The organism is Sphingopyxis sp. GW247-27LB, from assembly GCF_002277025.1.
In the GTDB taxonomy this organism is placed as follows: Bacteria; Pseudomonadota; Alphaproteobacteria; order Sphingomonadales; family Sphingomonadaceae; genus Sphingopyxis.
In genome coordinates this window covers 60,153-73,327 of the sequence record NZ_NIWD01000011.1, presented here as the reverse complement: position 1 = coordinate 73,327, position 13,175 = coordinate 60,153, and the positions used below count along the sequence as shown (strand labels likewise).

Genomic DNA, 13,175 nt, shown 5'->3' with positions numbered 1-13,175 from the left:
GCGCCGTGGCAGCAACCAGCGACAATTATCGCGAACAGGCCGAGCGATGCGAGGCCGACGCCGCCGCGGCGGACCTGACACTAGTTCGCGAGCGCAATCTCCGTTCGGCCGCCGCGTGGCACGCGCTGGCCAACCGCCAGTTCAAATCCGAACAGGCCCGCGCTGACAGGGATCGGCTCGCCGAAGCGGTCCGTGCCCAATGTCTCGCCTGAATCCGCGAGCGCGAACCTGAATCACCGGCACGGCGGCCGTCAGCATGACGAAAGGCCCCACCAGGACACCATCATGGATATGAACCAGCTCTTCTATCATCATCAAATGGCCGTGATCGCTGCCGACCGGGCACACCGCGCCGGCGAAGCACCCGCCGGTTTCGATCTCCCGAACCATTATGCCCGGCGGATCAACCGGTTTCGCGAAAAACGCGGTCTCGAACCTGATTTTGTCGGATATAGCAGCGCGCATGCGCGGCGGCCCGTCGCGGTGATAAAGACCGGCTCGGGCGCGATCGCGCTCGACATCGCCTAGCATCGGCCTATTGTCGTATGACAAAGGCTTTCCTCGCGACCCGGGAAGGCCAATGGGGCTTCCTTTGGTCACGAGCGCAGAGGATGAAAGGGCTTCGCATGCAGATGCGAGGCCCTTTTGCGATGGAGATTTGCCCGATCGTCCGAAGTCTCTTCGCGATGGCCCGCACGATTTCCGGTGCAGCAGAAAGTCCAAATCCCGCGCGCTATCAAACGCGCGGGAGCGACAGCAAAGCAGCCGGCGGGAAACCGCCACCGTCGACGGTGAGATAAAAACGCCGCGACGAGCCGTGCTGTAGCGCCACGATATCGATCCTCTCTTCCTGGAACCATATCCAGAAGCGATGAACCTCGTCCTTCGTCCAGTCGATGATCTGATCGACGAGGAACAGGCTTTCGCCGACTTTTACCGCCTCGATATGATGCGTCCGTCCGTCCATCCCGCCTTGCCGGATGCCGGTGATTTCATAATCGGCCATGCCGGATGCTCCATCCCTGTGTCATGGCCACTAGTAGCGAACGGGCACGATGCGAATGCGATCGATCGCGCCGGGCGACGCCCGCGACCGGGCGATCGCTTCCGTACGCAGCATGTCGAGAGTAAGCGCGTCATAGTCCTGCTCGTCGGGCTGCATGGCCAGATCGGTTTCGACGACAAGAATGACTTTGCGTGCCAGCCCGTCGATTTCCCACTCGAACCATGTGCGCGTGATATGCCGCGCGGCTTCCCGATCACCTGACATGGCGCTCACCGGTCTCGGCCGCGCGCGAGCGGATTTCCCGCTCGACGAGAGCGTAGCCCGTATCGCTCAGGGTGGCGATTGCGATCGGGCGGCCGCGCAATTCGGCGCTTTCGCCATTCAGGAAGGTCAGCGCGGGATCGCGCCCGCCGAGCAACTGGAAAGCGAGCGCGCTGATCGCGCCCTGACGCTTCGCTTCTTGCGGCGGAAGCGGTGCGAAGGGCCGGCGCCGCCTGAACGGATTGGTCCGCGCGCGCGCCGCCGGCATCTCCTTGCGGTCAGGCATCATTGGCTTGCCTCCCGGAATTCGCAGCGCTCTCGCGCTGACGACGCAGCGCGGCGCGGGCATCCTCGATATTGGTATAGCGAAAGCTTCCCACGCTGAACTGGTCAACATAGCTATGGACGATGCCCTCGTCCGACTGCGGGCGGAAAGGCCGCAGATGCACGGCCTGCCGTTCGTGGGGGGGGGGCGGAGGCAGGTCGGCAGCCAGCTTCGCGAGTTTTTCCTCGTCGAGATCGAGGGCCTGGTAGATATCGTGTCCGATGACCCACAGCTCTTCGTGGAGATCGGTCAAGCGCTCGGCTATGCCGCCCAGCGCGCATGCCGCGCGCTCGGCCTCGGTCATGGCCAGCGCCTTGTTGACGAGAAGTTCGGCAACCAGCGTGTCGCCAAGAAAAACCGGATAGTCGTCGCCCTGTGCCGAGGTCGGAGGATCCGCGCGCGGGCCGCCGTCTCGATCGGCCATGAGGGCCGGACCGACGCCGAGGCCGCGCCGCGCGCGATACTCGCCGATCCGCTTCGCATAATAGCGCGGAAGATCGAAATTGGCGTGAGGCCGCCCATCGCGGTGGGCGCGGTTCGCTGCGATCAGCGCCATCTGGTGATGATAAAGGAGTTGATTGAGATCCACGTCCACCTCCCGTTCAGCGGGAGCGCGATGGTCTCTCAGTCCCCGGCAAGCGAAAGGACGCCGACGATCTCATGGAGATGGGGTAGCGGCTTCTCATTTACAAGAGAGGGGGTTCGGCCCCGTGCTTGCCGGCTCGCAATGCTGCGGATCGACAGCGGCTTGCAGCCGACAACCGAGCGGCGCCGAAATTCAGCCTGGGTGCTTTGATAGCCGATATTGAACCCGTCGAAGAGAAAGGGTCGAGCTAATCACTCTGAAACTGATCGACTGAGTTCAATTGCACGCGTTCCGCGGGTGTATCCGGCGAGGCCGAATTGCATGGCGTGTGTGCACTTTGGCGCTGGCCGCGCGGCCCGTCCATATTGACGGCGCAAGCGCCCGGCAGGCGGATCGCATGCAGATCGGTCAGGCATCCGGCGACCTGCGACCAGAATTCCGCGTCCTCGATTTCACCAGCATCGCGCAGCCGGTCGATACGCCGTGCGAGAACCTCGGGCCCACGATCGCCAAACTGATTTTCGATGGCGAGGGCTTGGCCCCGCAGGTCGCGAGTGGCCTTCGTTCCCATAGGTGCGACTCCAATTATCTCCCGAATATATCGCCGGCCTTGCGGGAATCCAAAATCCGGCGCGCTTCGAACGGCTGACCAAATGTTTGGCCGGTGGCACCCCGTCGCTTCACAGCCAAGACCACAGCCGACGAGCCAGACGATTTTCGGCGATTTTCCGGGAGAGGGTCCTATGATTCAGATCTTGGGGGGCTTGGGTGGAACCGATTCATCCGGTACCGCTCCGGGCTGCGCTGATCCTGATTCCGTTCCACACGACCGAGTCGCGGATCGCACGCAGTGACATCTGGAATGCCGTCGCGCCGCGGTTGTTCGGCTTTGGCTAAGCTCGGCCGTCTCGGCAGGCATAAGTTGAACCGCCGTCGCGGCAGCCTTCTCGATCATGTGCGGCATTTGCGTCGCGCCGGGACGGCGCGAAGCCTTTCATCGACCTAAAGCTTGCGGGTACCGAGCCACTTCACCTTCGCCGGGTCGCGGTGATCGAAGAAGCTGCTGGCCTTCCGATCGAGGGTCGCGATCCTGGCGAGATCCTCGTCGTCGAGCTGGAAGTCGAGGATCGCGAAATTCTCGACCATGCGTTCCTGGCGCACAGACTTGGGGATCGCAACGATACCGCGGTGGTTCGCTGCGAAACGGGTCAGCGCGACCATCTGGCCTTGTAAAGAGCGGTTGTTCGCACCACCTACGGGGGTATCGTCAGCCTCATTTTTGCATGTTGGCGACCGAGAGACTTTCGCGCTCCCGCACGCGGGAGACGGAATATGGATTTCGATCAACTTCTCTATCATCATCAGATGGCCTTGATTGCCGTAAGCCGGGCGCGGCGCGACGGACATCCTCCGTCCAGCTTCGATCTGTCCGACTCTTATGCCAGGCGGATCGCCGAATATCGCGACCGGCGCGGTCTCGACGACGGGCCTGCCGACAAAAGGCGGCCCGGTTCCGCCCGCCTCAAAGCCGACCCGACAACCTCGGAGCAGGCTGCCGGATATGCGGATTTCCTCGGCGACACATTCATTGCCGAGCTTCTCATTCATAAGGCGCTCAGCATGACGCCCCAAGAACGCAGCGCCTCCGCACTCGAAGATATAGTCGATCGACTGGCCGAGATAGAAGAAGCGCGCTGGGTCATCGGCCGCGATATCTATCGGTCGCTCGGATACGATGAAATGGCGCTCGCAGCGCTTGCCGACAATATATCGATGGACGACGGTGGGAGCAGCAGCGCCGTCAATCCCGGCTCTGCATGGCCATCGACGGACAAGGACATCGCGCGCGGCCATACCGGGCAATTGCCCTTGGAGACTTGGCGAAACGTCAACATCCATGATGAACGCGCCGAACTCCTCCGCCAGCGGATTCGGGAGCGCAGCTTGAGCGAACAAGCCGATGCGCCTGATCGCGAACAGGTCATTTCAAGGGCGATGCTCGACGCGGAATATCGCTACGGCAATGCTTCGGAACAATTTGCCGTCGACGAGGAAGCCGGGGCGGTTCGCCTTGGCGATCGCGGGGCCGCCCATATCTGGCAAATCGTCGGCGAGCGCCTTCATACGCTCCATGACATAGGCAGGCCGCCCAGGCAGGACTAATGAATTGATCGCGCGCGGCGCAACGCTGCGGAAACGACAAGCCAATAGCGAACGGGCTCGATACGAATGCGGTCGATTGCCCCCGGCGAGGCGTGCGGCCGACTGCGTTCGCAACCGCGCGCAAATCCTCCAAAATCAACAGATCATAGCCATTGCCGTCAGGTTGGTGTCGCTCTGCCCGGGAAGTGTTGGCCGCAATGATAAACATATAGGCATTCGAATTGCCCCGAATTCGTGGGGTGGTTTGCGCGATCCGTGGTATAAGGCCCTCATCACCTGAATTTTGAACAAGCTCCATGTGACAGAGGGACAAAAATTGTGCTCTCGCTTGATGCAGGAGCACGCACCATGTGCCTCAATCAGCTACTCGAAGACGAACAGATCGCGCTGATGCGCTATTCCGCCGCGACCAAACCCTCGGAGGTCCTGCGATATCGGCGCAAGATCGAAAGCCTCGGTCAGTGCTTCAAATCCTTCCCCTACCGTCACCGTCCCTATCTTTCTCCGAATGTCCGGAGCGGAGCGATCGCTTCGGCCCGCCCGCGGCGTTCGGACGAATTCTCGTATCGGATGATCGAACGGAAGGACGTCTGACATGGCAAAATCGCAAAAGCGCAGCAATCGCGAGATCCGCAAGCCCAAGGCAGCAAAACCCAAAGCACTCACTGCCCTTGCCGCCCAAGAGGCGTCTGCGGTGAAAATGACCGCCAAACCGAAAGGCAAGCACTGAGATGGCCTGCACACGCCGGCGCTGCGGATCGCGTTCGTCGGCAATGCCCTCCCGCGCCGCTGCGGCATAGCCACCTTCACGACCGACCTCGAACTCGCGGTCGGCGCGCTCGGCGAGGTTGCGGATACGGCCATTGTCGCGATGATCGAGCCGGGCGGCGACCACGAATTTCCGCCAGCCGTCCGCAAGACAATCCGGCAGGGCCAGGTGGCCGACTATCGCGCCGCCGCCGATTTCATCAATCGCGAGGCGTTCGATCTCGTCTGCCTCCAGCATGAGTTCGGCATCTTCGGCGGCGAGGCAGGCGCGCTGATTCTCGGCCTCGTAGCGAGGCTCGATGCGCCGCTCGTCACCACCTTGCACACGGTTCTCGATCGGCCGACCACGGCGCAGCGCCGCGTCATGAAGGATATCGTTACCGCATCGGCGCGGGTGGTCGTCATGGCCGACAAGGCCCGCGACATGCTGATCAATGTCTATGGCGCCGATCCGGGGAAGATTGACGTTATCGCCCACGGCATTCCCGATGTTCCGCTCGCCTCGGCGCGAGCCGCCAAGGAGCGGTTGGGGTTTACCGATCGCAAGGTGATCCTGACATTCGGGCTGATGAGCCCGAACAAAGGTATCGAGACGATGATCGAGGCCATGCCCGAGATTGTCCGGCGCACGCCCGATGTCCTCTATGTGGTGATGGGCGCCACCCACCCCGCCTTGCTGGCCCGTGAGGGCGAGCGTTATCGCGACACGCTGACGGCGCGGGTACGCGAGCTTGGCCTCGATGAACATGTCGCGTTCATCAACCGTTTCGTCGACCGCCCCGAACTGCTCGACCATATCGCGATGTGCGATGTCTATGCGACGCCCTATCTGGCGGCGGCGCAAATGACGTCGGGAACGCTCGCCTATTCGCATGGTCTGGGGCGTCCGGTCGTTTCCACGCCCTATTGGCACGCCGCCGAGTTGCTCGCCGACGGGTCGGGCGTCCTGATCCCGTTCGACAATCCGGCAGGCTTCGGCCCGGCGATTTCCGATCTGCTGGGCAACGACACCGAACGTCTGGCGATGGGGCGCAAGGCCTATGCGGCGAGCCGCCCCATGATCTGGGCCAATTCGGCGCGGCGCTATGCCGCGAGCTTTCGCAAGGCTTGCCGTGAGCGCAGGCTCGCGTCCGGCGGCCAGGCGGGGATGCCCGAACCCGGGCCAGTCCGCCTGCGGACGAACGTCCAACCCGACCTCCCACCGATCTCGCTCGACCATCTCGCCGCGATGTCCGACGACACGGGGATATTCCAGCATGCCGTTCACGCAATCGCCGACCGCAGTCATGGATATTGCATCGACGACAATGCACGGGCGCTGCTCCTGTGCTGCGGTCTCGCCGGCGGCCCCGATGCGCCGCTGGCGCGCCGGCTGTCATCCACATTCGCGGCCTTCATCCAGCACGGCTGGAATCCGGGCAATCGGCGTTTTCGCAATTTCATGGGCTTCGACCGGCGATGGCTGGAAGATGCGGGCTCGGAGGACAGTCACGGGCGGACGCTCTGGGCGCTGGGCGCCTATAGTGCGCGTGCCTGCTCCCTTGGCCATGCGCGCTGGGCAAAAGAGCTGTTCAGCGAGGCGCTGGCCGACGTCGAGGCCTTCACCTCACCGCGGTCCTGGGCGTTCACCTTGCTCGGCCTCGCATCCTATTGCGCGGTTTATGCCGAAGATCATGCCGCCGCGCGCCTGCGTGCCGAACTCGCCGGCCGCCTCGAAAGGTTGCTGGGCGAACAGGAAGGTCCCGAATGGACATGGTTCGAAAATGGCCTCAGCTATGACAACGCCCGGCTGCCGCAAGCGCTGATCGTCACGGGCGCCGCAGCGCTCTCGGCGACCATGGTCGAAGCGGGATTGCGAAGTCTGCGCTGGTTGGTGGCGATGCAGACGGCGCCCGAAGGTCATTTCCGGCCCGTCGGCTCGCATGGCTTCCTGATGACCTCGCGCAATAGTCCCGAACCGTTCGATCAACAGCCGCTGGAGGCTTGCGCGACGATCGCGGCCTGTATCGCGGCGAAAGGCGTCGATCCAGACTCTTCGTGGCGTGCGGAAGCCGAGCGCGCCTTCGCATGGTTTCTTGGCGCGAACGATCTCGGCATCAAGCTGGCTGACCTCGCGACGGGCAGTTGCCGCGACGGCCTCCACCCGGACCGCGCGAACGAGAACCGGGGGGCGGAATCGGTGCTATCCTTCCTGCTCGCGCTGGCCGATATGCAGCGCCTGAGAGCGGCGGACCGGCGGGCGCCGTCACAGCCGAGCCCATCCACACACGAAGCCATCAATGCCTGACGGGGCTCCGCCATCCGCGCCCTTCTTCAACCGGCAGGCGCTTCACTTGCGGCCCGACCCGTCGCGCGTCGTCGTCCGGCCGTTCCGGCCGGCGGTCGAACCCCGAGACCTGCATCCCGTCGACAAGACCCGCGCCAATCACATCGTCGACCGCGTCCTCGCAATGACCGCGGACGAGACCGACGCGCTGCTTGCCGAAACGCTGCGAAACTTCGACGACCGGCACCGCAACCTCCCCGCAATATTCGAACGGCGCGCCGCGGAAATGGAGGATGCCTTCACAGCTCACAAGAGCTTCTCGCAGGCGCAGCGTCAGCTCGTCGGCGCCTACTTTCTTCATGAGTACAGCTTCGAAGCAGCCGCGCTGTTCAATCCCAGCATCGTGCCGCACCCCGACCAGTCGGGAGTCGCCGCAGGATGCCGCCGCTTCATCCTTAGCCTGCGCGCGGTCGGCGAAGGCCACATCTCTTCCCTGACGTTCCGGTCGGGAATATTGGCCGCCGACGGAACCGTTACCATCGACCCGCCCGCGCGGCTCGCCGCGACGCCCGTCGTGACCGCCCGTGTCGGCGATCGTCTGGAACTCGGCTTCGATCCCGCCAGCGACATCGCGGAGCGGGTGATCTTCCCCGTCACCGAGAGGCAGGCGAACGGGATCGAGGATGCCCGCTTCGTCGCCTTCCACGACGAAGGCCAGACCATCTATTATGCGACCTTCACCGCCTACAGCGGAAGCGGCATAAGGTCGGAGCTGATCGAAACCCGGGACTTCGTGACATTCCATCTGGCACCGCTCAAGGGCGCTGCGGCGCACAACAAGGGGATGGCGCTTTTTCCGCGAAAGATCGGCGGGCGCTATGCGATGATCGCGCGCCACGACAATGAGAGCCTGCACCTCATCCTGTCGGACGACCTCCACGAATGGGGCCTCGGCGAGGTGATCGTGAAGCCCAAATATCCTTGGGAGTTCGTCCAAATCGGCAATTGCGGCTCGCCCATCGAACTCGACGAAGGCTGGCTGCTCTTCACCCATGGCGTCGGCCCCGTACGCCATTATTCGATCGGCGCGGTTCTGCTCGACAAGGACGATCCCTCGCGCGTGCTCGGGCGCTCGCGCGTACCGCTCGTCCAGCCCGCGACCGCGGAGCGCCATGGCTATGTCCCGAACGTCGTCTATTCGTGCGGCGCCATCAAGGTCGGAGAGCGCATCCTGCTTCCCTATGCCATATCGGACGCCTTTTCGACCGTCGCCACGATCAGGATCACGACACTTCTCGACCAGCTCAAGGATTGAAAGGCTTCGACATGGACAAGACCCCGTCCGGCAACGACCGGTCATGCAAATGCGGCGGTATCGACGCCGCCGAGCGTGAAACACTCGATCGATACGGCATTACCCGCGTGCCCGCCGCGACCTATCTCCTGGACGGCTATCGCTATGCCAGCCTTGCCGACGCGGTTGCACAGGCATGCCGTTCCCGCATGTGAAGGGAAATCGGATACTGTCGGCGAGCGGGAATGACTTGAAGCGCGGCAGGACACTTCCAAAACGAAACCGGGCCACGTATCGACACGCAGCCCGGCCTGGGGACGATCGGTTAGCTCGGACTAGCTGCTCTGCTTGCCCGGCTTTTCCGCTTCTCCACCCTGCTGAGGCCGCTTGTCGCGGTCCGGCTGGCCGGGCTGACGGCGGCCGCCGTCCTCCTGCTGGGGCTGGGGCTGGCGCTCGCCTTCCGACTTGCGGCCCGGCTGGCTGCCGGTCTGGTTCTGGTCGGGGTTGACCATGACCATTCTCCTCTCTTCAATTGCCCGGTAGTGGGCATGGAGAAGACGCGCGGGATAGGGCATTGTTCCTGTTTATCATGCCGGGTCGCTAATAGAGCGATTCCGTCCGGTCGAGCGGCAGAGCCGATCGTCTCAGCCCCGCCGTCCGCTCGCCTGCCATACCAAGCCGGGTAGTTTGACCATCTCGCAACCGCAAACGGTGCAATGGCTGACGAAGCGCCCCCGATCCCAGTGGCTCGCCTTGAAATCGACGAGGTGACGGCCGAAGAGATTGTGCAGTATCATGATCGCGTTCCTTTCGCTGGTTGTGCTCCGCCCTCATTGTCCCATTGCTCAAGGGCATGCTGGACAGAAGACGACGACACGACTTGAGGATGGGCTGTTTGCGGCGCCCCCGAGCAGGCGTCGTTTTCGCGCTCCCAGCTTTCGATTGCGCGCTCGAGGTCGTGTCGCCGGCGCCGCGACTGGTGAAACGCGTTTCCCATCGTTTGCGGAACATGTTCCAGCCCGTGATGGAGAAGCCGGTTCCACAACCGAATGATCCGGCCGAAAGATCGCGAGGGTTCGTGGATGGAAATCATCGAATAGACTCCCGCTGGGCAAGCGGGAGCTCGAGGTCTCTCAGTCACGGGAAGCTTGCGATCGAAATCGGGTGATGACACATCCTATCACAGACGGACATGATGCGGGCATCAATTCGCCACGCAGAATGGGCCTGCGCACCGGATCAGCCTGCATCCTCGTCATCCCCCCGGCGCTGGCGCAGTTCTGGCGCTTCGCGAGGCGGTATGTCGGGCCGGCGCTCGAACGCGCCGCCTTCCCCGGATATGCGCTCCTTCTGAACGATGGCCGCTACGCGCTTCTTCGAAATGCCGAGGCTGCGCAGCGCATAGCCGGCGAGGCCGAACGACAGCTCGCGCGCGCCCATGATCGCGAGGCCGACGCCCTGACCTTCGAGATGGGCGACCTCGGCTTCGCTGTGGGTCCGGATCGCGGTGTCGATTTCGGGATTGAGCTCGCGCGCGATCTCGATGATGCGCCGTGTCTGAAAGCCATCCGGCGTCGCGATCACGAGCAGCCGCGCCTGGGCGATATCCGCCGCCTCGAGAATACCCGGGGTCGATGCTTCGCCATAGATGGCCGTAATGCCGCGCTCGCGCAGCGCCTCGACGCGGCGTCGATCCTTGTCGACGAGGATAACGGGAAGACCTTCGCTCTTGAGCATCCTACCGACCACGCGCCCGACCCGGCCGTAGCCGACAACGACCGCGTGATGGCGAAAGCTGCTGTGCTTCGCGTCGGGCAGACGGGAAAGGCTCTCATCGCCTCCCCGCTCCAGCAATGCCAACAGCCGCGGTCGTCGTCGCAGCCATCTCTCGAAGCCGTCGAAAGCGATGAAGACGAGCGGATTGAGCGTAATCGACAGCAGCGCGCCGGCGAGGACCAAGTCCCTCGCTTCCGCCTCGACCAGCCCCAAGGTGACGCCCAGGCCGATCAGGATGAAGGAGAACTCGCCGATCTGCGCCAGGCTCGCCGAGACGGTCAGCGCCGTCCGCGCCGGATAGCCGAAGGCCAGCACGATCCCAAACGCCGCAACCGACTTGCCGGCCAGAATGATCGCCAGCACTGCCAGAACGGCGGACGGTTCACGGACCAGGATGCCCGGATCGAACAGCATCCCGACCGAGACGAAGAACAGGACGGCAAAAGCATCCTGCAACGGCAGCGAGTCCGCGGCCGCCCGATGACTGAAATCGCTTTCGCTGAGGATCACGCCAGCAAAGAAGGCGCCGAGTGCGAAGGACACGCCGAACAGGGCGGCCGAGCCGAAAGCGATACCGAGCGCGGTCGCGAGAACCGACAGAGTGAACAATTCGCGCGAGCCCGTTCGGGCGACACGTTCCAATATCCAGGGCGCGGCGCGCGTTCCGACGATCAGGACAAGCGCAAGGAACAGCGCAACCTTTCCGAGCGTGACAAGCAAGACGAGCGCGATATCGCCCGCGCCGCCCGAAGCTCCTTCCCCTCCCAGCGCGCGCCCTAACGCCGGCAGCAACACAAGGGCCAGCACCATGACGAGATCCTCGACGATCAGCCAACCCACGGCGATCCGGCCGTTGATCGAATCGAGCGTATTGCGCTGCTCGAGCGCGCGCAGCAGCACGACGGTCGACGCGACCGACAGGGCAAGACCGAAAACCAGGCCCGCCCCGGTGGTCCAGCCCCAGAGATGCGCCAGGCCCGCCCCGAGCAGGGCCGCAACCACGATCTGGACGAGCGCGCCGGGGATGGCGATCCTGCGGACAGCGACCAAATCCTTGATCGAGAAATGCAGCCCGACACCGAACATCAGCAGGATCACGCCGATCTCCGCGAGCTGGTTCGCCAGCGCAGCATCGCCGACGAAGCCGGGAGTGAAGGGGCCGACCGCCACGCCTGCGAGCAGATAGCCGACGAGCGGCGGCAGCTTCAGCCTGCTGGCAATGAATCCGCCGATGAAAGCGAGGACCAGTCCCATAACGAGCATGGCGAGAAGGCTGGTGTCATGGGGCAATAGCGATCCTTTCGGAAAGAGCCGCCATGCCGGCGGCACTCGGTATGATGGAGCGCCGATGGGTAAAGCGGCCGCGCTATCGGTGGCGGTGAAGGATCGACCCTACACCAGCGACGGCGCCAAGACCATGCTGCTCATCGGAAGCAGGTAAAGACACTGACAGGTGCGATGGCGCGACTGCGTTGCGCGGACCCGCCTAGAATTTTCGATGGAAGCTGACGAGGTCCGCGTCGGGATCGCCATAGCCGCAGATCAGCCCGCGCAGCATCTGCGCCGCCATCATCGAGAAGGTGATGCCATTCCCGCCATAACCCATGGCTGCATAGCAGTTGGGCATGCGCGGGATGCGGCCGATCGTCGGGGTGCCGACAGGGCTGTCGCCGAAGCTGCCGGCCCAGCCATGGACCGGAGTCGCGTCGATTCCCGGCAGCAGCGCGGCGAGCTTGCGCGACAGGGTTCTGATCTTGCCGGGAAGCTTCGCGTCGCGTTCGCCCGCGTCCGCGATTTCCTCATCCTCGCCGCCGCATATGACCTCGCCGCGCGGGGTGGTGCGGATGTAGAGATAGGGGTCGGCGGCTTCCCAGATCATCGCGGCCGTCGGCCAGATGGCGCGGGGCTGAGGGCGGGTCGCGATCGACCAGCTCGATATGATCCTGTTTCCCTTGCGCGGGATGCCCTTCATCATCTCGTAGCCCGTCGCCATGACCACATGGCGCGCACGGATCTCGGGACCGCGCGCGCTGTGAAGCGTCACGCCGTCTTCGCGCGCGTCGATGTCGCAGATATCGACCGGCGAATAGAGCCGGGCGCCGCGCGCGATGGCGGCGTTCAGATAGCCAAGGGTCATCCGGCGCGGGTCGGCGGAATAATTGCCGAAACCGATCAGCGCATGGCGTCCCTTGATCCCGTAGCGCTCCAACACCGCGGCGGGTTTGAGAAGCTCGACCTCGAAACCCGCGCGCCGGCGGGCGTCGGCTTCGCGCGCCAGGCCGTCGGCGTCGAGGACATTGCCGTCGAGATAGATGGAACCGCGCGTCGCGCCGTCGACGGCGAGGCCCAGCCGCTCGGTCCGCTCGCGCAGCGCATCGACCGCCTGGCGCGAGCGGCGCCAGATGCGCTCGGCCTTTTCGCGCCCGATACGCGCGGCCATCAGCGAGAGCGGCGTGTCGAGTTCATATTGCAGCATAGCCGTCGATGCTGCGGTCGATCCTTCGGCGGGGCCGCGGCGATCGACGATGACGGTCCTGAGACCCGCTTCCGACAGCGCCTCCGCGATCAGCGCGCCCGATACGCCGGCACCGACGACGACCGCATCGCACACGATATCGCGCGTCAACGGCTTTGACGAGATCGCCGGACGACGCCGGGCCGACCAGATCGACCGCCCGGTGCGAAGATCGCGGTGACGGGTCGCGGACGCGGCCGTCATCAACGTGGGCG

General features: G+C 64.0%; 18 protein-coding genes. 8 read left to right on the top strand and 10 right to left on the bottom strand.

Annotation, left to right across the window (positions count from 1 at the left end; translation table 11 throughout):
- The first annotated feature begins 5 nt into the window (after positions 1-5).
- Together CD928_RS16285 and CD928_RS16280 are read left to right on the top strand one after the other, a co-directional pair.
- On the top strand, positions 6-212 hold the full coding sequence (locus tag CD928_RS16285; protein WP_067105479.1) for a hypothetical protein: 207 nt from the start codon (positions 6-8) through the stop codon (positions 210-212).
- The gene (locus CD928_RS16280; RefSeq protein ID WP_141237178.1) at positions 193-528 is read left to right on the top strand and encodes a hypothetical protein; all 336 of its coding nucleotides are present in this window, start codon (positions 193-195) and stop codon (positions 526-528) included. The genes CD928_RS16285 and CD928_RS16280 overlap by 20 nt, the downstream gene beginning before the upstream one ends.
- Before the next feature lie 208 nt (positions 529-736).
- Here CD928_RS16280 and CD928_RS16275 read toward each other — a convergent pair whose 3' ends face one another.
- The 6 genes from CD928_RS16275 to CD928_RS16250 form a co-directional block, all read right to left on the bottom strand.
- Complete coding sequence (locus CD928_RS16275) at positions 737-1,006, bottom strand: hypothetical protein (protein ID WP_067105481.1); 270 nt, start codon at positions 1,004-1,006, stop codon at positions 737-739.
- Positions 1,007-1,036: 30 nt separating this feature from the next.
- Positions 1,037-1,270 (bottom strand): hypothetical protein, encoded by a 234-nt coding sequence (locus CD928_RS16270; RefSeq protein WP_067105482.1) that lies wholly within the window; start codon positions 1,268-1,270, stop codon positions 1,037-1,039.
- On the bottom strand, positions 1,260-1,553 hold the full coding sequence (locus tag CD928_RS16265) for a hypothetical protein (protein ID WP_217983779.1): 294 nt from the start codon (positions 1,551-1,553) through the stop codon (positions 1,260-1,262). The genes CD928_RS16270 and CD928_RS16265 overlap by 11 nt, the downstream gene beginning before the upstream one ends.
- Positions 1,546-2,187, bottom strand: a complete 642-nt coding sequence (locus CD928_RS16260; RefSeq protein WP_141237177.1) for a hypothetical protein — start codon at positions 2,185-2,187, stop codon at positions 1,546-1,548. The genes CD928_RS16265 and CD928_RS16260 overlap by 8 nt, the downstream gene beginning before the upstream one ends.
- 238 nt (positions 2,188-2,425) lie before the next feature.
- Entirely contained in the window at positions 2,426-2,749 is a 324-nt protein-coding gene (locus tag CD928_RS23090; protein WP_141237176.1) for a hypothetical protein, read from the bottom strand.
- Between the two features lie 431 nt (positions 2,750-3,180).
- Positions 3,181-3,399 (bottom strand): hypothetical protein, encoded by a 219-nt coding sequence (locus tag CD928_RS16250; protein ID WP_255247215.1) that lies wholly within the window; start codon positions 3,397-3,399, stop codon positions 3,181-3,183.
- A gap of 111 nt (positions 3,400-3,510) precedes the next feature.
- On the opposite strand from CD928_RS16250, the gene CD928_RS16245 reads away from it, so the two are divergent.
- The 6 genes from CD928_RS16245 to CD928_RS16225 all read left to right on the top strand — a co-directional run bounded on the left by CD928_RS16245 (position 3,511) and on the right by CD928_RS16225 (position 8,884).
- Entirely contained in the window at positions 3,511-4,341 is an 831-nt protein-coding gene (locus CD928_RS16245; RefSeq protein ID WP_067105487.1) for a hypothetical protein, read from the top strand.
- A gap of 390 nt (positions 4,342-4,731) precedes the next feature.
- Positions 4,732-4,935 (top strand): hypothetical protein, encoded by a 204-nt coding sequence (locus tag CD928_RS23630; protein ID WP_141237175.1) that lies wholly within the window; start codon positions 4,732-4,734, stop codon positions 4,933-4,935.
- Between the two features lies 1 nt (position 4,936).
- Positions 4,937-5,071 carry a hypothetical protein gene (locus CD928_RS23875; RefSeq protein ID WP_255211373.1) on the top strand — a complete coding sequence of 45 codons (135 nt, stop codon included), beginning with the start codon at positions 4,937-4,939 and terminating at the stop codon, positions 5,069-5,071.
- A gap of 141 nt (positions 5,072-5,212) precedes the next feature.
- Positions 5,213-7,396, top strand: coding sequence for a glycosyltransferase family 4 protein (locus CD928_RS16235; RefSeq protein WP_255247214.1), 2,184 nt, complete (start codon positions 5,213-5,215; stop codon positions 7,394-7,396).
- On the top strand, positions 7,389-8,690 hold the full coding sequence (locus tag CD928_RS16230; protein WP_067105490.1) for a glycoside hydrolase family 130 protein: 1,302 nt from the start codon (positions 7,389-7,391) through the stop codon (positions 8,688-8,690). Before CD928_RS16235 ends, CD928_RS16230 begins: the two co-directional genes overlap by 8 nt.
- A gap of 11 nt (positions 8,691-8,701) precedes the next feature.
- Positions 8,702-8,884 (top strand): hypothetical protein, encoded by a 183-nt coding sequence (locus CD928_RS16225; RefSeq protein WP_067184129.1) that lies wholly within the window; start codon positions 8,702-8,704, stop codon positions 8,882-8,884.
- A 120-nt stretch (positions 8,885-9,004) separates the two neighbouring features.
- On the opposite strand, the gene CD928_RS23455 is transcribed toward CD928_RS16225, so the two are convergent.
- From CD928_RS23455 to CD928_RS16215, 4 genes are all read right to left on the bottom strand, one after another.
- On the bottom strand, positions 9,005-9,181 hold the full coding sequence (locus tag CD928_RS23455; protein WP_176473611.1) for a hypothetical protein: 177 nt from the start codon (positions 9,179-9,181) through the stop codon (positions 9,005-9,007).
- Between the two features lie 132 nt (positions 9,182-9,313).
- On the bottom strand, positions 9,314-9,466 hold the full coding sequence (locus CD928_RS23450; protein ID WP_156482940.1) for a hypothetical protein: 153 nt from the start codon (positions 9,464-9,466) through the stop codon (positions 9,314-9,316).
- Positions 9,467-9,908: 442 nt separating this feature from the next.
- A complete protein-coding gene (gene ybaL, locus CD928_RS16220) occupies positions 9,909-11,699 on the bottom strand; it encodes a YbaL family putative K(+) efflux transporter (protein WP_369679312.1) in 1,791 nt (596 codons plus the stop codon).
- 232 nt (positions 11,700-11,931) lie between these two features.
- Positions 11,932-13,164: an FAD-binding oxidoreductase gene (locus CD928_RS16215; protein ID WP_095388157.1), complete on the bottom strand. Its 1,233-nt coding sequence runs from the start codon at positions 13,162-13,164 to the stop codon at positions 11,932-11,934.
- Between the last annotated feature and the right edge of the window lie 11 nt (positions 13,165-13,175).

Bases quoted from the DNA above. Each gene is read 5' to 3' on its own strand.
- CD928_RS16275 (WP_067105481.1), bottom strand. From the start codon at position 1,006: ATGGCCGATTATGAAATCACCGGCATCCGGCAAGGCGGGATGGACGGA.
- CD928_RS16270 (WP_067105482.1), bottom strand. From the start codon at position 1,270: ATGTCAGGTGATCGGGAAGCCGCGCGGCATATCACGCGCACATGGTTC.
- CD928_RS16265 (WP_217983779.1), bottom strand. From the start codon at position 1,553: ATGCCTGACCGCAAGGAGATGCCGGCGGCGCGCGCGCGGACCAATCCG.
- CD928_RS23090 (WP_141237176.1), bottom strand. From the start codon at position 2,749: ATGGGAACGAAGGCCACTCGCGACCTGCGGGGCCAAGCCCTCGCCATC.
- CD928_RS16250 (WP_255247215.1), bottom strand. From the start codon at position 3,399: ATGGTCGCGCTGACCCGTTTCGCAGCGAACCACCGCGGTATCGTTGCG.
- CD928_RS16245 (WP_067105487.1), top strand. From the start codon at position 3,511: ATGGATTTCGATCAACTTCTCTATCATCATCAGATGGCCTTGATTGCC.
- CD928_RS23630 (WP_141237175.1), top strand. From the start codon at position 4,732: ATGCGCTATTCCGCCGCGACCAAACCCTCGGAGGTCCTGCGATATCGG.
- CD928_RS23875 (WP_255211373.1), top strand. From the start codon at position 4,937: ATGGCAAAATCGCAAAAGCGCAGCAATCGCGAGATCCGCAAGCCCAAG.
- CD928_RS16235 (WP_255247214.1), top strand. From the start codon at position 5,213: ATGATCGAGCCGGGCGGCGACCACGAATTTCCGCCAGCCGTCCGCAAG.
- CD928_RS16230 (WP_067105490.1), top strand. From the start codon at position 7,389: ATGCCTGACGGGGCTCCGCCATCCGCGCCCTTCTTCAACCGGCAGGCG.
- CD928_RS16225 (WP_067184129.1), top strand. From the start codon at position 8,702: ATGGACAAGACCCCGTCCGGCAACGACCGGTCATGCAAATGCGGCGGT.
- CD928_RS23455 (WP_176473611.1), bottom strand. From the start codon at position 9,181: ATGGTCAACCCCGACCAGAACCAGACCGGCAGCCAGCCGGGCCGCAAG.
- CD928_RS23450 (WP_156482940.1), bottom strand. From the start codon at position 9,466: ATGATACTGCACAATCTCTTCGGCCGTCACCTCGTCGATTTCAAGGCG.
- ybaL (WP_369679312.1), bottom strand. From the start codon at position 11,699: ATGGGACTGGTCCTCGCTTTCATCGGCGGATTCATTGCCAGCAGGCTG.
- CD928_RS16215 (WP_095388157.1), bottom strand. From the start codon at position 13,164: ATGACGGCCGCGTCCGCGACCCGTCACCGCGATCTTCGCACCGGGCGG.